This window comes from Clostridium polynesiense (assembly GCF_000820705.1).
Lineage (GTDB): Bacteria > Bacillota > Clostridia > Clostridiales > Clostridiaceae > Clostridium_AA > Clostridium_AA polynesiense.
Window position 1 is genome coordinate 1 of the sequence record NZ_CCXI01000153.1, and the last position, 18914, is coordinate 18914.

19 protein-coding genes and 1 pseudogene are annotated in these 18914 nt (G+C 36.2%); 16 read left to right on the plus strand and 4 right to left on the minus strand.

The features are described from left to right. The first annotated feature begins 129 nt into the window (after positions 1-129). The 4 genes from TA89_RS16295 (at position 130) to TA89_RS16310 (ending at position 4642) form a co-directional block, all read left to right on the plus strand. A complete protein-coding gene (locus tag TA89_RS16295) occupies positions 130-1473 on the plus strand; it encodes a TldD/PmbA family protein (protein ID WP_040214884.1) in 1344 nt (447 codons plus the stop codon). A gap of 11 nt (positions 1474-1484) precedes the next feature. Then, the gene (locus tag TA89_RS16300; RefSeq protein WP_040214887.1) at positions 1485-1850 is read left to right on the plus strand and encodes a hypothetical protein; all 366 of its coding nucleotides are present in this window, start codon (positions 1485-1487) and stop codon (positions 1848-1850) included. 41 nt (positions 1851-1891) lie between these two features. Continuing rightward, complete coding sequence (locus TA89_RS16305) at positions 1892-2713, plus strand: metallopeptidase TldD-related protein (RefSeq protein ID WP_040214889.1); 822 nt, start codon at positions 1892-1894, stop codon at positions 2711-2713. Between the two features lie 150 nt (positions 2714-2863). After that, entirely contained in the window at positions 2864-4642 is a 1779-nt protein-coding gene (locus TA89_RS16310; protein ID WP_040214890.1) for a M3 family oligoendopeptidase, read from the plus strand. A 103-nt stretch (positions 4643-4745) separates the two neighbouring features. On the opposite strand, the gene TA89_RS16315 is transcribed toward TA89_RS16310, so the two are convergent. Beyond that, positions 4746-5372 (minus strand): HAD family hydrolase, encoded by a 627-nt coding sequence (locus tag TA89_RS16315; protein WP_040214891.1) that lies wholly within the window; start codon positions 5370-5372, stop codon positions 4746-4748. Positions 5373-5725: 353 nt separating this feature from the next. Between TA89_RS16315 and TA89_RS16320 the strand changes: the two genes are divergently transcribed. The 3 genes from TA89_RS16320 to pcp all read left to right on the plus strand — a co-directional run bounded on the left by TA89_RS16320 (position 5726) and on the right by pcp (position 8063). Beyond that, entirely contained in the window at positions 5726-6409 is a 684-nt protein-coding gene (locus TA89_RS16320) for a DUF969 domain-containing protein (RefSeq protein ID WP_082023990.1), read from the plus strand. Then, positions 6410-7351 carry a DUF979 domain-containing protein gene (locus TA89_RS16325; protein WP_040214895.1) on the plus strand — a complete coding sequence of 314 codons (942 nt, stop codon included), beginning with the start codon at positions 6410-6412 and terminating at the stop codon, positions 7349-7351. Between the two features lie 70 nt (positions 7352-7421). Then, the gene (gene pcp / locus TA89_RS16330) at positions 7422-8063 is read left to right on the plus strand and encodes a pyroglutamyl-peptidase I (protein WP_040214897.1); all 642 of its coding nucleotides are present in this window, start codon (positions 7422-7424) and stop codon (positions 8061-8063) included. Between the two features lie 54 nt (positions 8064-8117). Here the strand turns inward: pcp and TA89_RS16335 are convergent, their stop codons facing one another. Beyond that, positions 8118-8720: a uracil-DNA glycosylase gene (locus tag TA89_RS16335; protein ID WP_040214930.1), complete on the minus strand. Its 603-nt coding sequence runs from the start codon at positions 8718-8720 to the stop codon at positions 8118-8120. Between the two features lie 276 nt (positions 8721-8996). Here TA89_RS16335 and TA89_RS16340 point away from each other — a divergent pair, with 276 nt between their 5' ends. Then, on the plus strand, positions 8997-9515 hold the full coding sequence (locus TA89_RS16340; protein WP_082023989.1) for a VanZ family protein: 519 nt from the start codon (positions 8997-8999) through the stop codon (positions 9513-9515). 63 nt (positions 9516-9578) lie between these two features. On the opposite strand, the gene TA89_RS19115 is transcribed toward TA89_RS16340, so the two are convergent. Continuing rightward, positions 9579-9707, minus strand: a complete 129-nt coding sequence (locus tag TA89_RS19115) for a hypothetical protein (protein WP_278246265.1) — start codon at positions 9705-9707, stop codon at positions 9579-9581. Continuing rightward, the gene (locus TA89_RS16345) at positions 9688-10317 is read right to left on the minus strand and encodes a hypothetical protein (protein WP_147590162.1); all 630 of its coding nucleotides are present in this window, start codon (positions 10315-10317) and stop codon (positions 9688-9690) included. Before TA89_RS16345 ends, TA89_RS19115 begins: the two co-directional genes overlap by 20 nt. 442 nt (positions 10318-10759) lie before the next feature. On the opposite strand from TA89_RS16345, the gene TA89_RS16350 reads away from it, so the two are divergent. The 8 genes and pseudogenes from TA89_RS16350 (at position 10760) to TA89_RS16385 (ending at position 18912) form a co-directional block, all read left to right on the plus strand. Further along, the gene (locus TA89_RS16350; RefSeq protein WP_040214901.1) at positions 10760-12085 is read left to right on the plus strand and encodes a glycosyltransferase family 2 protein; all 1326 of its coding nucleotides are present in this window, start codon (positions 10760-10762) and stop codon (positions 12083-12085) included. 254 nt (positions 12086-12339) lie between these two features. Next, positions 12340-12573 (plus strand): DUF1858 domain-containing protein, encoded by a 234-nt coding sequence (locus TA89_RS16355; protein WP_040214903.1) that lies wholly within the window; start codon positions 12340-12342, stop codon positions 12571-12573. A 10-nt stretch (positions 12574-12583) separates the two neighbouring features. Next, complete coding sequence (locus tag TA89_RS16360; RefSeq protein WP_040214905.1) at positions 12584-13792, plus strand: DUF438 domain-containing protein; 1209 nt, start codon at positions 12584-12586, stop codon at positions 13790-13792. Positions 13793-14000: 208 nt separating this feature from the next. Then, on the plus strand, positions 14001-14987 hold the full coding sequence (locus tag TA89_RS16365) for a helix-turn-helix transcriptional regulator (RefSeq protein WP_040214906.1): 987 nt from the start codon (positions 14001-14003) through the stop codon (positions 14985-14987). 63 nt (positions 14988-15050) lie between these two features. Further along, the gene (locus TA89_RS16370) at positions 15051-16349 is read left to right on the plus strand and encodes a DUF4139 domain-containing protein (RefSeq protein ID WP_040214907.1); all 1299 of its coding nucleotides are present in this window, start codon (positions 15051-15053) and stop codon (positions 16347-16349) included. A 122-nt stretch (positions 16350-16471) separates the two neighbouring features. Further along, positions 16472-17506, plus strand: a pseudogene (locus tag TA89_RS16375) (ADP-ribosylglycohydrolase family protein). A gap of 89 nt (positions 17507-17595) precedes the next feature. Further along, positions 17596-17964 (plus strand): HIT family protein, encoded by a 369-nt coding sequence (locus TA89_RS16380; protein WP_040214910.1) that lies wholly within the window; start codon positions 17596-17598, stop codon positions 17962-17964. A gap of 168 nt (positions 17965-18132) precedes the next feature. Next, positions 18133-18912, plus strand: a complete 780-nt coding sequence (locus TA89_RS16385; RefSeq protein WP_040214912.1) for a DEAD/DEAH box helicase family protein — start codon at positions 18133-18135, stop codon at positions 18910-18912. Positions 18913-18914 lie beyond the last annotated feature (2 nt).

Below are 18914 nucleotides of genomic sequence, written 5' to 3' on the forward strand. Positions count from 1 at the left end.
ATGAGAAACAGAAAGATAAAAGATTAAATATGCAGAATATTTTAATAGATTAGTTTATTCAATATATAGTATAATGGAAATATATTGAAATTAATCAAGAGGACATATAAAGGAAAAGGGGGATGTTTTGTGTTTAATTTTCCGGAAAAGCTTTATTCTGATGTGAGAATAGAGGAAGTTTTCTCTACAGATATAACTTTTTTAGACGGCCAGCTGAATCAAAATACCATTAGAGAGTATAAGGGGGCTTTTATAAGGGTATTCGATGGAGAAAGATGGTATTACAGCTCTATAACGGATATTTCATTAATACAGCAGGAACTGGATAGTCTTGCCAAAATGGCCAAGCCTTCTAAAGGTATAAAAGAAAATCCTGTGGTGAAAAGATTCCAGATTAATAAAGGAGAATTTTTAAATTTTAAAGGAAAAGAAGTAAATAAAGTGCCTTATGAAGAAAAAATAAAGCTTTTAAAAAAGTTATTTCCCGTTTTAGAGTACACAGAAGAAATAAAGAGATGGAAGGCAGTTTATTTAGATAAAAGAATTGTAAAGAATTTTTATTCTTCAAAAGGGGCTGAGATTACCTGGGACTATCAAACCTGCGGGATTGCTGCAATCTTTGGCTGTCAGTCTCCAAGGGGGGAGAAACAGGTCTCCGGATCTTACCAAAAGGCCTCTAATCATTTTGAAGATATGGGAGACATAGAAAGCGGTATTCAGCAGAAGGTAAATGCATATATCGATTTTGTGATAAACAGTAAGCCTGTTCAGCCCGGAGAATACACCGTTATACTTTCACCTTTGGCAGCAGGGGTATTTGCTCACGAAAGTTTTGGGCATAACAGTGAGGCTGATTTTATGCAGGGGGACGAAAACGCTAAAAAGCAGTGGAATATAGGTAGCACCATGGGTTCCAAAGTATTATCTATCATAGGTTATGGTGGAGAATTAGGATCAGGATATATTACATTTGACGATGAAGGAACTAAAGCGGAAAAGACTTATCTCATAAAAGACGGAATTTTAAGGGGAAGACTTCACAGTGCTTCTACTGCAGGAGATTTTGATGAAGAGCTTACAGGAAATGCCAGAGCTGTGGGCTTTGAGTATGAGCCGATAGTTAGAATGACCACTACCTATATAGACAAGGGTGAAAAAACCAAGGAAGAGCTTATAGGAGAGGTAAAGGAAGGACTTTTAATAGAAGATATAAACCATGGAAGCGGAATGTCTACATTTACTTTAGCTCCAAGCCTTGCATATAGGATAAAAGACGGAAAGATTATTGAGCCTGTTAGCATTTCAGTTATTACAGGAAAGGTTATGGAAACTCTTAAAAAAATAGATGGTGTTTCAGATACTATAGAGCTTTTAAGCTTTGTTACAGGAGGCTGCGGCAAAATGGAGCAGTTTCCTCTGCCTGTAGGCTTTGGAGGACCTTATGTAAGGATTAACGGGATAATGGTTCAGTAGGAGGGGGAAATATGATAAAGGAAAAATATAGTGAGAGCATTAAAGAAACATCTATAAATGTGGTGCAGAGCAGTTTTGAATCTTTAAGAAAAAAGAATATCACTAAAACCGGTTTAAGGATATATAAGGAAGGGATGCTTGGAATATCAGGAGCCCTAGGAGATTATGATGAAAAGGAATTAGAAAAAAAGGCTTTAGATAACCTTATAGTTCCTTATGATTATGAAGTGAGCAGTAATAAAAAAATCACCGAAGATTATTCAAAGCACATCATGACAGACGAAGAATTTGTACAGGAAGTAGAAGCTATATTGGAAGTATGCAGGAGAGATTTTTCTGATTTTGGATTATATAATAAATTTAAAGATAGTAAATGAAGAAACTTCCTTAAAAAATAGATAAGGGTCTTGAGCTTTTAATGAGAGATAGCTATTTAAGTATAGATCTTTTATTTAACGATAAATCCATAGCTGGCCTTGAGGGCTTCTTCTGGGAAGTTCAGAGTAGAGATTACAGCAGGGAAAATTTACTTAAGGAGTTTGATATGCTGTGCAGAGCATATAGAAATAAGCTTACTCTACCCAAAGAAGGTAAGATGCCTGTTGTATTTATAGATATGGATTCTATGCCTCTTATGAAATTCCATACAGATTTAAACGGATTATGGGTGGGCAGCGGTACCTCTATATTCAGTAAGGATATAGGGAGCAAAAGATTCAGCGATTATTTTACACTGTATGCTACAAGAAATCCACAAGATGGCATCCATACCTTCTTCGATGGAGAAGGTGTAATTAATGAAAATTATAGATATACCTTAATAGAAGATGGAGTAATAAAAGCCCCTTATACAGATAAAAGGACAGCCAGCAGGTTTAATCTTCCATTGACAGGATCAGCAGGCTGTACCTACGATTCTGCTCCAAGACTTGATGTACCATCCCTTAAGATAAAGGAAAGCGGCAAGACTGTAAAGGAGTTATTAGGTGGAGAAAAGGGTATTTTGGTGGTTACCGCTTCTGGCGGAGATTTCACTCCGGAAGGAAATTTTGCAACACCGGTGCAGGTACCTATACTTTTTGATGGAGAAAATATGCTTGGAATGCTTCCTAACCTCCAGATATCCGGCAGCGTATATGATATGTTTGGCGGAGGATTTAGAGGGGTTTCAACAGATTATATAAACCCTACCCAGAAGTTTAAGGCTATGGTTATGGAAATGAATGTGACCAGGCTATAGAGAACATATTGTCAGGTGTCAGGTGCCTGTCACCTGACACTTGACATTATGTTCGTGTTATTTTAATAAAATAATAATAAAATAGCATATTATTTAATAATCAGTGTGGTATAATTAGGTAATATTAACAAGATTTAAGGAGGAGATTAAATGAACCTTAACTGGAGCCTTAAAGAATTATACGACTCCTTTGAAAGCGATGCCTTTAAAAAGGATGTTGAAAAGGTGGACTTATTTATAAAGGATTATAAGGATATGGCAAACAGCATATGCATGAGTCATGAGAACCAAATGGAAAAGCTGGAGGCTTATATAAGGAAGAATATAGAAAAGAACAAGCTTTTTGAAAAATTATTAGGCTTTATTCACCTTACCTTAAGCGTAGATACTAAGAATGAAACAGCATTAAAGTATTCTGATATTTTAGAGCAGAAGGTAAGTCTTCTAGCTGAGCCGGATGCAAAGCTTAAAAAGTGGATAGGTGAAGTGGATGGTCTGGATCAGATTATAGGTTCTTCTGAAACCTTAAAGGAACATTCCTTCTACCTAAAAGAAATAGTGGAAGGAAGCAAATATCTTTTAAGCGAAAAGGAAGAAGCGGTAATTTCCAAAATGCAGAATACAGGTTCCAATGCATGGTCTAAGCTTAGGGATCTTTTAACCTCTACTCTTATGGTAGATATAGAAATAGAGGGTAAAATGGAAAAACTTCCGTTAACGGTAGTTAGAAATATGGCTTACGATAAGGATCCGGAGCTTAGAAAAAAAGCTTATCAGGCGGAAATAGAATCCTACAAGAAAATAGAAGACAGCATGGCAGCCTGCCTTAACGGTATAAAAGGAGAGGTTATAACCATTGCAGAGATGAGAGGTTATAAGTCACCTTTAGATCAGGCACTTAAAAATTCCAGAATGGATGAGGATTCCTTAAATGCTATGCTAACAGCCATAAAAGAAAGCCTTCCAGTATTTAGAAAGTACTTAAGAAGAAAGGGAGAGCTTTTAGGACATAAAAACGGACTGCCTTTCTATGATTTATTTGCTCCTATGGGAGAGGTAAATATGGAGTTCCCTTATGAAAAATCAGCGGAGTTTGTAGAAACCAACTTCAGAACTTTCAGCGATAGGCTTGCGGACTTTGCAAGAAAGGCTGTAGATAACAGATGGATAGATGTTAAACCTAAGGAAGGAAAGGTTGGAGGAGCCTTCTGCTCTAACTTAAGTTCTATTGGAGAAAGCAGATTTTTACTAAATCATGGAGACACCTTCAGCGATGTTGTCACTATGGCTCATGAGCTGGGACACGGTTACCATGGGGAATGCCTGAAGGAAGAAAGCATATTAAATGCGGACTACCCTATGCCTTTAGCAGAAACGGCATCTACCTTCTGCGAAACCATAGTGAAAAAGGCCGCTGTTAAAACAGCTTCACCTGAAGAGGCCTTTGCCATAGTTGAAAGCGAGGTTGCAGACAGCACTCAGGTTATAGTGGATATTTACTCAAGATTCTTATTTGAAAGCGAAGTCTTTGAAAGAAGAAAGGAAAGTGCAGTAAATTCACAGGAGCTTAAAGAAATAATGTTAAATGCTCAGAAGGAGGCTTATGGAGAAGGCTTGGATCAGGAATACCTTCACCCTTATATGTGGGCATGCAAGCCTCACTATTACTTCCCAACTTCAAACTTCTATAACTTCCCCTACTCCTTCGGACTTCTGTTTGCAAAGGGACTTTATGCTGAATATCTTAAGAGAGGAGAGAGCTTCCCAGAGGCTTATGACAAGCTGCTTGCTGTAACAGGAAAGAAGAAGATAGCCGACGTTACTAACATCATGAATATAGATATACATGATGTAGAGTTCTGGAGAGGTTCTTTAAGGATTATAGAAGAGGATATAGAAAAATTCTTAGAGCTCAGCAAAAATAGATAATCATAGGTCATATAAGCGGATAAAATAAAGTATTGATAAAAATATTCAAGCCTGGATTTCCAAAAGGAGTCCAGGCTTTTGCTGTATACAGACTTAAATAAATTTAAAGCAGATTAAGTATATCCTCGGGCTTTTCAAATATAAAATCCGCATTTATATCTTTAGTGTTTCTTGCGCCCCATAAAGCAAGACCGAAAGCCATGTGAGCGGCCTGAGAACAGTGGAAATCAGAAAGGGTATCACCTATGTAAATGCACTCCTCAGCCTTTATACTCAAATTTTTCAAAATAGTTAAAAGAGGCTCCGGATGGGGTTTGTGGTTTAAGGTATCATCTGCCAGCACCTTTGTTTTAATAAATTTATCAATACCTGTAGGAATAAAGTCGATTTCGTATTGAGAAATGGTTTTAGAACTTACTATGCCGCATATTATTCCTTTTTTATGGAGCTCTTCTATAACCTTATCCATTCCGGGATACATTTCAGCCCCCTCTTCAAAGGAATTGATGTAGGAAACCCACTTAGAATAAGAGCTTTCTATATCCTCAAAGTTTAAAAGCTCCAGAGTTTTTCTTCCAGGATGGCTGGTGCTGAACAAAAGTTCTTCATAGGTCATATCTATACCCTTTTCTTCTTTGATAAGCCTCATAAGAGGGATTATATTCATTCTTTCAGTATTTAAGATAGTTCCATCGATATCGAAAATTACGCATTTATATTTTTTATTCACTTAATCTCCTCCGGATAAAATAATAAAATTTTATTGGTTAACTTAAATATTACAGTTAATGGATAATAAAATAAGGGATAATAGAGAATATTAATAGAAAATTTAAAAATAATTATTATAAAAACTTTATCCATTAAAATAAATATCTTTATATCTCATTAAATAGTATACCAAGCCATAAGTTTTCTATAACATGATAAATTGGCAAATAAAGTGAGTATTTAATAAAAAATTAACATTTAAACCGTTACATTTTTAAAATTTATGCAAGAAATTCTAGAAAATCACAAGTAAATATATTATAATAGCAATTATTATATAACAATAAAAGTTATGAAAGGATGAAACATATGATAAAGCTTATCGGTGTATTAATAGTTATTGTAGGCTTTGCCCTAAAGCTTGATACCTTGTTTGTAGTTATAGTTTCCGGACTTGCTACAGGGTTAGTAGCAGGAATGACACCTATAGAGATTTTAGAAGTGCTAGGACAATCTTTTGTAGAAACAAGATATATGACATTATTTGTGCTTACTCTTCCTGTTATAGGAATTTGTGAAAGATATGGACTTAAAGAAAAAGCAGTGGACTTAATAAAGAAATCGAAAACCCTTACCACAGGGAAAATATTATCTCTTTATCTTTTGATAAGAGAAACTGCTGCAGCTCTTTCAGTAAGGCTTGGAGGACATCCTCAGTTTGTAAGACCTCTTATAGAACCTATGGCTCAGGGTGCCGCTACAGTTAAATATCAAGAGGTAGAAGAGGAGGACAGAGAAAGGATTAAAGGTGAAGCTGCAGCTATGGAGAATTTCGGAAACTTCTTTGGCCAAAATGTGTTCATAGCAAGCTCCGGTGTACTTTTAATAGTGGGAACTTTAGATAAGCTTGGTTATAAGGTATCCCCTGTAGATGTTGCTAAAGCTTCTATACCTATAGCGGTTATTACCTTTTTAATTGTAGTAATTAAAAATCAACTTATGGATAAGCGTTTAGACATAAAATATAAAAACAAAAGAAAAGGGGGGACAGAATAGATGAATGCAAAAGTTTTATTCGATTATTTATTAGAAGGATTTTATATTCTTTCCGGAATAATAATGCTTATTACAGTATACTTTGTGGCAAAGGACAGCAAAAATAAGGACAGAATCACCACAGCGATATTTTGGGGAATATTAGGAGTTATATTCATCTTTGGAAAGATTATTCCTCCTGCACTGGTAGGGGGAGCTATAGTAATAATGGGAATTCTAACCCTTTTAAATAAAGTAAAGCCTGGAAATACAGCAGCTATGGATGAAAAGTTCAAAGAGGAGCAGGCTAAAAAAATCGGTTCAAAAATATTTATTCCTTCTGTTACATTAGCGATAGTGGCTTTTGTTTTTGCTCAAGCTACCTTCAAGCTTTCCGGTGTCAGCGGACAGGTGGCTATAGGTGTATCAGCCTTGGCTGCTGTGATAATAGCCCTAGTTATAACTAAAGCTAATCCCTCCTATATCGCAAAGGATGGAGACAGACTTTTAAGACAGGTTGGTCCGGCTTCTATACTTCCTCAGCTTTTGGCAGCTTTAGGATCTTTATTTACTGCGGCAGGAGTGGGAGACATAATTGCTAAAGGGATATCCAGCGCCATCCCTCAGGGAAATATATGGGCAGGAATTATAGCTTACTGTTTAGGTATGGCTGTATTTACAATAATCATGGGAAATGGATTTGCAGCCTTTGCAGTAATAACTGCAGGAATAGGTATTCCTTTTGTATTTGAGCTTGGAGCAAATCCGGCGGTAGCAGGAGCTTTGGCTTTAACAGCGGGATTCTGCGGAACTCTTCTGACACCTATGGCGGCTAACTTTAATGTAGTACCAGCTGCACTTCTGGAAACAAAAAATAAGAACAGAGTTATAATGTCACAGGCACCTATAGCCCTTATAATGCTTGTGATACACATATTTTTAATGTATTTCCTTGCTTTTTAAAGGTAAAATAGTGATATCTGATTAAATGAAATATAAAAATTTATAAGAAGTAAAGAAGGAGGTTACACTTATGAAGGTTTTAATAACAGGTTTTGACCCCTTTGGAGGAGAAAAGATAAATCCTGCATGGGAAGCTGTAAGCAGCATTAAGGACAGCATAGCAGGAGCAGAGGTGATAAAGCTTCAGATTCCCACAGTTTTCAGGAAATCCATAGAAAAGCTTGATAAGGCAATAGAGGAAAATAATCCGGATATAGTTATATGTATAGGTCAGGCGGGAGGAAGGTTTGATGTTACTCCGGAAAGGGTTGCTATAAACATAGATGATGCCAGGATTAAAGATAATGAGGGAAATCAGCCTATAGATACAGATATTTACGAAGATGGAGAGCCTGCATATTTCTCTACTCTGCCAATTAAGGCAATAGTAAAGGAAATAAACAACAATGGACTGCCAGCATCAGTTTCCAACACAGCGGGAACTTTTGTGTGCAACCATATAATGTATGGCTTGATGTATTTAATAGATAAAAAATACAATAACATTAGAGGAGGCTTCATACATGTTCCCTTTATACCACAGCAGGTAGTGGAAAAAAGAAACACTCCTGCCATGGCTTTAGAGGATATAGTAAAAGCTCTGGAATGCGCAGTAAAAGCCGCCATTGAAAACCATAAGGATATCAAAGAGATAGGCGGAGCAGAATTTTAATAAAAAATATGGTGCCAGGCACGTGACATGTGCCCGGCACCTTTTTATATAATTTTAATTTTTGTCACTTGTCAGGTGCCTGGCACCTAGTTGTCTCCCTAATTCCAGCCAATCCTCTTCATAGCTTTTATGGAAGGCCTCACTTTGGTTATATATAAGTGAAGATGGGTGGTACATAGGGAATATATATCTGTTAAGTTCCTCGTTAAATACAAGCTTTCCGTGGCATTCTCCTATAGAATTAAATTTAGTTAGGCGCTTTAAAGGGACATTTCCCAAAGTAACGATAATCTTAGGATTTGTATATTTAATCTCATCATCCACTACTTCTCTAAAAAGCTCTATTTCCTTAGGTTTAGGAGGTCTGTTGCTTACAGTAACCCTTCCGGTTTTTCCTTCTTTATATTTAATAGGTCTTACAAAACAGGTGTTAGTTATCCTTATATCTTCACGGCTTAAGCCGATTAAATCCAAGTATTTCTGAAAGTTTTTCCCTGCGGCGCCTACAAAGGGTTTTCTCTGCTCGATTTCCATTTTTCCGGGAGCTTCTCCTAAAAACATTATATCTGCAGGGATAGGACCATCCCCGGTAATCCATCCTCCTGTAGGCTCTTCTTTATAGTTTTCAGCTAGAGCCTTGATTTTGTCCCTAAGCATTTCCTGTATATTTTCCACTTTATCAACTCCTAAACGTATTAAACTATAGTAAAAACCTATACTTTCATATTATCAAAGATTGTAAAAGAAATTATTAATTTTTCATAACTTTATTATAAAATTATGGTTGAAGCACCCTTATGTATATATTATGATTAAAAGGAATTTTAATTATAGATAAATTCTAAATTACCTTTAAAATATAAAAGCTTTAAATTATACTAAGGATTAAATATTGCTTATATCGGCTAAAAAGTGAATATTAAGGGGGAAATTATGCACGATAAAAAACAAGTTCTTCACGATAAAAAACAAGTTCTTCACGATGAAAAAACAAATTTTTACAATAATAAGGAAGTTCTTTATAAAAATAAAAAAGTACTGGCGTGGATTTTACTGCTTTCCTGGATGGCGGTGATTTTTATATTTTCTCACATGCCCGGTGAGATGTCTTCTGAAAAGAGCAGGTTTGTAGTAAGCCTTTTGTCTATTTTCGGATTAGATGTGAATGGACCCTTAGCTGATATGGCAAACTTTTTAGTGAGAAAGGGAGCCCATTTTACAGAGTATGCCATTTTGTTTATCCTTGCTTTTAACCTGATAAGATATTATTTTAAGCTCACTCCGGGGCTTATAATATCTCTGGCATTTGTATTTTTATATGCCTGCACCGATGAGTTACATCAGATTTTTGTTCCCGGGAGAGCGGGGATGTTTAAAGATGTGCTTATTGATACCTCAGGAGGAGCCTTTGCTATGGCGGTAACCTATGCAGCTTCTAAATTAAAAAAATAAGACGGTGCCAGGCACGTGACAAGTGACAAACTTTTTGTCACTTGTCACGTGCCTGGCACCATTTTACGAAGCAAATAACATAACGACTAATCGGAGGCCTGCAGCTGCAAAAAGAATTCCCATAATTAAAAGCCAGTATACATCACCTTTTTCTCTTATTTCGCCGGTGGCTTTATCTCTGATTAATTTCACTTTGTCGCCCACCCTTTTCCTGCAGGGACTTGCTGCCTATAGAACTTTTAACCCTCTTAACATAGATATCCTCTTTATATTCATACACAGGATAGTAATATGTTCTCCTTCTACCGCTGGTGGAATATTCTTTTATAATTTCTACCACTATACCTTCTATAACCTCTATATCTTCACCTTTTTTAAATTTCAGGGAAGAATTTATCATTATTAAGCCGCTTCCGGTAAATAGCATAGCTGCAAGGAGTTCAGGAAGGCTGAAATCCTGAGAAAACCTGCCTATTAAAGCGAAAAGCAGCAATACTAAGCCTGCAAATAGTAGTAACCCTTCAATTTTACTTCTCTTAAACTTAGGATCGTCCTGCCAATAAAGCTTATCCTTACTGATGTGATAATAGCAGCTTACAACCTCATAAGTTCTATAATCATACTTTTCCCTTGAGATATTTTTAGTTTTATCTTCACCTTGAAAATTAAATTTCACAATATAATCATAGGAGGATTCCTTCCAATAGCCCTGAGAATCTATCTTTCTCACCGCATTACAGTCCACTATTTTTACATCTACGGATTTGCTGTTTCTTATAATTACCCCTTTGCATACTGTCATTAATAAATATGAAATTATTAAAATCCCACCAAAAATCGCAAAAATTATCCAAATTATCATAAGCACCTCTAAAAGTCTATCAGTCGTTATTATTTATTATTATTTAAATTATAAAAAATTAAACAAGTAGTTAAATTAGTATATAGCTTTCATATGGAACTATAGCAAGGAATTAAATCGATATTATAGCACTCATAAGAAAATTATAATAAGTTAAATTGATATACAGTACTTATAAATAAATTATAACAAGCAGTCAAACTGAGTCATAGCCTTCATAATAAAGTTTTTAAAATCAATTTTGCCATTAAATAATAAATTTGTTGAAATATGTAGATAAAATACTATAATAGGAATTAGAATCAAAATATAAATAAATTTTTAATATATTACATAATAATGTAAATGAAAAATATATTGTAAAAGATAAGGGGAGGAAGCTTTGAATAAAGAAGCATCCATTAAAGATAATATTTATATACCTGTAAAGTTAAAGTTTCAAATAGCATTTCTTCTATCAGTTATATGGGTTATATTTTCGGTATATTTATCCCAAAGCTGGATAAAAGACTTAGCTGAAGTAACGAATGTTTTTACTTCTCTTTTTATAATTGGCGGTATTGCTTATGTTCCTGGATTTATAAACTGTTTTCTGCTTATAAGCGTCCTTCTGGATAAGCAGCCTGTTTTTAAGGAGGAAGATCCTTATGAGGAGGTTACTATATTAATAGCAGCCTATAATGAAGAAGACAGGATTTATGAAACCTTAAGCTATATAAAAAAACAAGATTATAAGGGAAAAATAAGAACTTTAGTTATAAATAACAATTCCTCAGATAACACAAGAGGAGAGGCGGAAAGAGCCGGAAGAGAACTTGGTTTAGATGTGATATGTATAGATGAAAAAACTCCCGGAAAGTTTAATGCCCTTAATACAGGGCTTAAGGAGGTAAAAACTCCTTTATTTATAACCTTGGATGCGGATACCCTCCTTCATTCAAAAGCAGTAAGGTACATAGTTTCCAGAGTAATAAGCGCTCCTCAGGACATTGGAGCGGTGGCAGGAAGCGTGCTGGTAAGAAACAGCAGAGATAATCTTTTGGCAAGGCTTCAGAAATGGGATTATTTTTTAAGCATCATGTCCATAAAAAGAATTCAGGGATTATTTCAGGGAACCTTAGTAGCTCAGGGTGCCTTCAGTATCTATAAAGCGGAGCTTGTAAGAGAACTGGGAGGCTGGAGTGACAGCATAGGAGAAGACATAGTGCTTACCTGGAATATGCTTTTTAAAAACAACAAGGTATATTATGAGCCTATGGCTATAGCCTTTACTGATGTTCCCACAAAGTTTACTCATTTTGTGAAGCAGCGTTCCCGTTGGGCAAGAGGAATGATTGAAGGGCTAAGAGTGGTCAAGCCTTGGCAGATTCCCAATATGTATTATAAGTTTTTAACCAGTGTGAATCTTTTAATCCCTTATATGGATTTAAGTTACACTATATTCTTTATACCCGGATGCATTTTAGCCTTATTTGGAAGGTGTTACATAGTAGGTCCTTTAACCTTATTGGTACTTCCCTTTACCCTTATCACCTTTTTAATATTGTTTTATCGACAAAAGCATTTTTTTGATATCCTCAATTTAAGGGTAAGAAAAAACAAAGCAGCCTTTGTGATATTTCTTTTAGGATATCAATTGATTATGTCACCAATTTCCCTTTGGGGTTATATGCAGGAGATTTTTAACATGAAAAGAGTTTGGAAATAATACATAAAAAGACACAGCAGTGATTTTTAAATTACCGCTGTGTCTTTTATATATACAGAGAAAATCTAATATGTAATATTTTATACTGTGATTTCAATCACAGTTTTTTTGTTTACTAATTAATAAAATTATTTATATAAGAAGGAAAGTTTTAATAGATATTAATAAGAGAATTAATGAGGGTGTTTAGAAGTTGTGACAAATCAATAATCCTGTTAAGCAGCTATGAAAAATTAATTTCCGGGAGGTTTATTATGAAGGAAGCTTATGCTATAGATTTTAATAAAAGTGTTTATGAGCTATGCAGGGAAAATCCCAGGATATCAGAAATGTTGCAGAATCTGGGCTTTAAGGATATAACAAAGACTGGGATGATGGAAACTGCCGGAAGGATAATGACAATACCAAAGGGTGCGGCTATGAAAAAAATCAGCTTGGATTATATAAAAGATGAATTTATTAAAGAAGGATATGAAATTGTAGAATAGGAGGATTTTTATGAGCGAGCTTATTAATAACAGCGAAGTGAGAAAACAGGCTATAAAGGATATTTTAAAAAAGCTGCATGAAGGAAAAAGTCTTGAGGAGGTTAAGGAGGATTTCAACAAAGCCTTTTCCAAGGTGTCTGCTTCAGAGATTTCAGAAGCAGAGCAGGCTCTTATAAAGGAAGGAATGGAGGTTTCTGAAATTCAAAAGCTATGTGATGTACATGCTGCTGTATTTAAAGGATCTGTTTTAGAAATCCATAAACCTAAGGATGTTTCAGAGGTTCCGGGACATCCTGCCAATATGTTAAAGCTTGAGAACAGAGAAATAGAAAGGATACTTGAAAATAGGCTGAAGCCTAAAAAGGAAAGTAATCTCAGTGAATCCGATATGCAGGATTTAAAGGGCGCTTTGGAGGAGTTAGGAAAAATTCATATTCATTATTTAAAGAAGGAAAATCTCATATTCCCTATCATGGAGAAAAAGGGTATAGAAGCCCCTCCTAAGGTAATGTGGGCAGTGGATGATGAGATACGAGCTCTCATAAAGGACTTAAAGCTTAAGCTTCAGGGGAAAACTGAGGATTTAAATATTTATAAAGAAAAGCTAACAGTGCTTTATGATAAAATCAATGAGATGATATTTAAAGAGGAAAATATACTTCTTCCTATGATAATAGAAAGCTTTTCTCAAGGGGATTGGAAAGCCATACATGAAGAAAGCAGGGAAATTGGCTTTATAGCTGAAAACATCCCTGAGTGGAAGCCTTCTCTCCAATTAGGCAGTAAGTCTCAGGAAGAAAAAAAGGAGACAAAGGGAATAATCTCCCTGCCTACAGGAAACTTCACCCTTAAGGAGCTTACAGCGGTATTAAATACCCTCCCCTTTGATATAACTTTTGTGGATAAGGAGGATACTGTAAGATATTTCTCAGAGGGCAAAGAGAGGATATTTACAAGAACCAAGGCTGCTATAGGAAGAAAGGTAGTTAACTGCCACCCTCCTGCCAGCGTTCACATAGTGGAGCAGATAGTAGAGGATTTAAGGACCGGAAGAAAAGATAATGAGGACTTTTGGATAAACCTTGGAAGTAAATTTGCTCTGATAAGATACTTTGCAGTAAGAGACGAAATGGGAGAATTCCTTGGTGTGCTGGAGGTAAGCCAGGATATAAAACCCATTCAGGAAATCACCGGAGAAAAGAGACTTGCCTCCAGATAATATTTTATAAGTAATAAATTATAAACTAAGGAAGGATGCTTCATTCAGTCTGTAATAAAATTATAAAGGAAAGCAGCTTCAGAAATGGGGCTGCTTTTGTTGTATCTTAATTATTTCAAACAACTATCCTATTTATTGTACAGTGAAATTTTCTGTGTTATGATTTAATTGTAGGTAATTATTTGTAATTAAGGCGGTGAAAGGAAAAGTGGCTAAAGGATCTAATCAAAAGCTTAAGCTTCTTTATTTAATGAAAATTCTTATGGAAAATACCGATGAAAATAATCCCATGACCGTCAATGACATGATTTCAGGTCTTCATGGTTATGGGATACAGGCAGAAAGAAAATCTATATATGATGATTTAGAGGCTTTAAAAATTTACGGTATAGACATAGCCTCAAGAAAATCAAAGACTACAGGGTATTTTGTGGCAGAGAGAACCTTTGAGCTTCCGGAATTAAAGCTCTTAGTTGACTCAGTGCAGTGTTCCAAATTTATAACCCATAAAAAAAGTCATGAGCTAATAAAAAAGATAGAAAGCCTCGCAAGCAGATATGAAGCTATGTCCCTTCAGCGGCAGGTGTATGTGGCAAACAGGGTTAAGGCTATAAATGAAAGCATTTATTACAATGTTGACAGGCTCCATACCGCTATAGCTGAAAATAAGCAGGTAACCTTTAAATACTTTGATTATAACCTCCGTAAAGAAAAGGTTTACAGAAAAAAGGGAGGATTATATACCGTAAGCCCTTATGCCCTTTCCTGGGATGATGAAAACTACTATCTTATAACCTATTCCTCTAAATATAAGGATTTCACCCACTACAGGGTAGACAGAATGTCCCATATTGAATTGACAGATGTTTTGAGAGAGCCCCTGGAGGATATGGAGGATTTTAACGTTGCTGAATATTCCAAAAAGGTCTTTAGTATGTTCGGAGGAGAAGAGGTTAAGGTCAAGCTTAAGATGGATAACTCCCTTATAAATTCTGTAATAGACAGGTTTGGAAAGGATATTATGCTTCAAAAGATGGATGAAAGCAGCTTTTACACTTGGGTAAATGTAGCTGTAAGCTCTGCATTTTTTGCCTGGATATCGCAATTTGGATCTAAGGCAAAGATTATTTCTCCTGAAAACGTAGTGGAGGATTATAAAGGATTCATAATAGAAATAATACAGCAGTATGAATAGCACTGTCCGTTTTATAGTACATACACTTTGGTAAAATGAATATAAACGGAGGTGTAATAGTATATGAGAAAAATATCAAATTCAAAGGACACTAAGGATATTGCATTAACTATTTACAACGGCGGATTTGGAGCGGTTAAGGAAACAAGAAAGATAAACCTTACAGGAAGGGAAAAAGAGGTTTTATTTACCGATGTGGCTCAAAAAATTGAAACGGATTCTCTTTTAGTAGAGGGTCTCAGCATCATAGAGTTTAATTATGATTACGACTTGGTAAACAGAGAAAAGCTCCTTGGAAAATATGTAGACAAAGAAGTTTTTCTAAAAGACAGAGAAACCGGAGAAAAGAAAAGCTGCCGTCTTTTATCTGTAGAGGAGGGGGGCAGAGCGGTACTGGAGGACAATGAATCCAAGGAAATATATATTGATACCTCAGGGGAAATAGTGCTTCCATCACTTCCCTCCGGGCTTATAGTAAAGCCTGCACTCATATGGAAGATAGAGGAGTCAAAGGCTGAAGAGGTTGGTGTTTCTTATCTTACAGAAGGATTTAACTGGAGCGTCAATTATGTAGTGGAAATGCTAAAGGAAACCTTAAACATAGCCGGTTGGGCAGAAATTGAAAACCAAAGCGGAATGACCTTTGAAAATGCCAGGGTTAAACTTATTGCAGGAGAAGTAAACCGTGCTGAGGAGCTTCAGGATATGGATTATTTAAGGGTATATGCTCCGGCTCCGGAGCCTCAGGCAGAAGAAAAGGAATTCTTTGATTACCACATGTACACTCTTAATAATCTTACCACCCTTAAGGATAATCAAAATAAGCAAATCAACATATTAAAGGGTGAAGGAGTTCCTTATAAACAGTATTACAAGCTTAACTTCCACGAAGAAAAAGCTGACATAATAGTTGCCTTTGAAAACGCTAAAGAAGGAGGCTTAGGGATACCTATGCCTAAAGGTAAAATAAAGCTTTATAAGACAGATGAAGCTGATAACTCACTGGAGTTCATAGGAGAGGACAAAATAGATCACACCTCAAAAAATGAAGAAATAGAGCTGGTTATGGGTAAAGCATTTGACATTGCCTTTGATTATGAAGAAACGGACAGAGAAAAGAAGGACGGATACGAATACTATAAATATGAATACAACATAAGAAATCATAAAAGTGAAGCTGCCCAAATATACTTTGACCACACCATTTGGGGAGTTTGGGACATGGTCTACTCCACCCATGAATACAGCAAAAAATCCTCAAGCCTCATTGAATTTATGGTAGAGGTACCTGCAGGGGAATCAGTGACAGTGGAGTTTGAGTATAAGATTAACAGGAGGAAGGAGCATATAATAAGAAGCTAAGGCACAGGATTGACGGGAGTAATAAATGCTGAAATCCAGCAATAAAGGCAAAAATTCGAAGAGAGAGTGTGTAATAAAAAGTTAGGATATAAAGGGGAGGGATGGGAATAAAAAGAGATAATATGCATTTTTCCGGCTGCCTTTTAGGAGGAGCGGTGGGAGATGCCTTAGGCTACAGCATTGAATTCATGAGCATGGAGGAAATAAAAAGAGTTTACGGAAATCAGGGCTTAAGAGAGCTAATCCTTGATGAATCTTATGGTAAAGCTTTAGTATAAGATGATACTCAAATGACCTTATTTACCGCAGAGGGGATATTAAGAGCACAAACCAGAGGAATGAGTAAAGGAATATGCGACGAAAAATCCGTGGTAAGAATGTCCTATCTTAGATGGCTCTACACTCAGGATTATGGCAAGATGAAAGGCTTAGATTGGATTTATGACGGTTATCTTTTATCTGTACCGGAGCTCTTTGCTTCAAGGGCACCGGGCAGAACCTGCCTTTCAGCATTATTATCAGAGGAAATGGGAACTATGGAGAAGCCTTTAAATGACAGCAAGGGCTGTGGAGGAGTTATGAGGATGGCTCCTGCAGGTCTCTTTTATCCTAAGGGACAGGCCTTTCATCGTGGTATGGAATTTGCAGCCCTTACCCACAGCCATCACACAGGCTACATTGCTTCCGGAGCCTTCGCCTATATAATAGCGGCAATCATAGAAGGAGCTTCCATTGAAGAAGCGGTGGCAGAAGTATCAGAGGAGCTTAAAAAGTATAAGAATCATGAAGAAACCCTGGAAGCATTAAATAAAGCAGTAGAAGCTTCAAAAGGAGACCTTCCTGCAGAGGAGGCTATCCCTCTTTTAGGAGAAGGCTGGATAGCAGAGGAAGCTCTATCTATAGCAGTGTACTGTGCCCTTAAATATAAGGATAACTTTAAAGAAGGGGTAATAGCTTCCGTAAACCACAGCGGAGACAGCGACAGCACCGGAGCCATCACAGGAAACATCCTTGGAGCAGCATTAGGCAAAGAAGCTATCCCAAGGGAATGGATAGAAGGGGTAGAACTTAGAGAGGTTATAGAGAAAATAGCAGAGGATTTGCTTAAGGGGTATGAGGAAGGGAAAGAGTGGTGGAGGAGATATCCGGGATATTAAAGAAAGATAAGTAAAAAACATATATTGAATGTGCTTTATCCTAAAGTGATATACTATTTATATATAGATTATTAACAGGAGGAGCTTAAATGGACTGTATATTCTGCACCTTAGAAAAGAACAGGATAATAGCTGAAAATGAATCTGCCTTAGCTTTTTATAACGGCTTTCCGGTAAATGAAGGCCATACCCTTATAATCCCTAAAAGGCATGTTCAGAGCTTTTTTGATATTACTGAGGAGGAGCTTTTGGATAGTAACAGCCTTATTAAAGAAGTAAAGGCAATAATGGATAAAAAGTATTCACCGAAGGGCTACAATATAGGAATAAACATAGGAGAAACCGCCGGTCAAAGCATAATGCACGTCCGTGTGCACCTTATTCCCAGGTATGAGGGAGATGTGGAAAGACCTAAGGGCGGCATAATGAACTTTAAAAAGCCTTTAGTGGATTATTAGGTGGAAAAGTTATATAGAGCTGTGGATAAATTAGGAGAGAAGATGGTGAGGTTATTTGGCAGCATTTAATAAGAATGAAATAAATACCGTGATTCCTTATGAGCCTAAGGAAATAGATCAGCAGGAATGCAACTGCATAACCGGTGCAGGGATTATCTCTATACCAGAATGAAGAAATCCTTTGAAAATGCTTTAAAAATAGATATAATAGTATCCTTTTTAATGGAATCCGGTGTAAAGCTTTTGCGACAGGAGCTTGCTTTAATTAAGGAAAGAGACATTCCTGTAAGAATACTCACAGGAAGTTACTTAAATATAACTCAGCCCCAGCCACTTTATCTTTTAAAGGATGTACTGGGAGATAAGGCAGATATAAGGTTTTATCATGTGAAAAATAAATCCTTTCATCCAAAAGCTTATATTTTTCATTATAAGGATGAGGGGGAAATATTCCTAGGTTCATCAAACATGTCCTATAGTGCCTTAACGGAAGGCATAGAATGGAATTACAGAATCACAAAAAGTAAAAATCCTGAAGATTTTCAGAGCTTCATGAATATCTTTGAGAATTTGTTTCTTAATAAGAGCCTCATAATAGGTGATAAGGAGCTTAGATCCTATGCTGATAACTGGATAAGACCGTCAGTTTATAAGGATATAGATAAAGTAAGAAAATCCTCGGAGAATGCCGAAGAAGGTATTCTATGTCTCTACGAGCCTAAAGGAGTTCAGATAGAAGTACTTCATTATCTTAAGGAAACCAGAGAGGAAGGCTTTGACAAAGGTCTTGTAGTAGCAGCTACTGGCATAGGGAAAACTTATCTTTCTGCCTTTGATTCTAAAGATTTTAATAAGATTCTTTTTGTAGCTCACAGGGAGGAAATACTGAAGCAGGCAGAAAGAGCCTTTAAAAATGTAAATACTCATAAAAAAACAGGCTTTTTATAAGT

Coding starts and splice junctions, on each gene's coding strand:
- TA89_RS16300 (WP_040214887.1), top strand. CDS start 1,485: ATGATAAAGGAAAAATATAGTGAGAGCATTAAAGAAACATCTATAAAT.
- TA89_RS16305 (WP_040214889.1), top strand. CDS start 1,892: ATGAGAGATAGCTATTTAAGTATAGATCTTTTATTTAACGATAAATCC.
- TA89_RS16310 (WP_040214890.1), top strand. CDS start 2,864: ATGAACCTTAACTGGAGCCTTAAAGAATTATACGACTCCTTTGAAAGC.
- TA89_RS16325 (WP_040214895.1), top strand. CDS start 6,410: ATGAATGCAAAAGTTTTATTCGATTATTTATTAGAAGGATTTTATATT.
- pcp (WP_040214897.1), top strand. CDS start 7,422: ATGAAGGTTTTAATAACAGGTTTTGACCCCTTTGGAGGAGAAAAGATA.
- TA89_RS16335 (WP_040214930.1), bottom strand. CDS start 8,720: ATGCTTAGGGACAAAATCAAGGCTCTAGCTGAAAACTATAAAGAAGAG.
- TA89_RS16340 (WP_082023989.1), top strand. CDS start 8,997: ATGCACGATAAAAAACAAGTTCTTCACGATAAAAAACAAGTTCTTCAC.
- TA89_RS16345 (WP_147590162.1), bottom strand. CDS start 10,317: ATGACAGTATGCAAAGGGGTAATTATAAGAAACAGCAAATCCGTAGAT.
- TA89_RS16355 (WP_040214903.1), top strand. CDS start 12,340: ATGAAGGAAGCTTATGCTATAGATTTTAATAAAAGTGTTTATGAGCTA.
- TA89_RS16360 (WP_040214905.1), top strand. CDS start 12,584: ATGAGCGAGCTTATTAATAACAGCGAAGTGAGAAAACAGGCTATAAAG.
- TA89_RS16370 (WP_040214907.1), top strand. CDS start 15,051: ATGAGAAAAATATCAAATTCAAAGGACACTAAGGATATTGCATTAACT.
- TA89_RS16380 (WP_040214910.1), top strand. CDS start 17,596: ATGGACTGTATATTCTGCACCTTAGAAAAGAACAGGATAATAGCTGAA.
- TA89_RS16385 (WP_040214912.1), top strand. CDS start 18,133: ATGAAGAAATCCTTTGAAAATGCTTTAAAAATAGATATAATAGTATCC.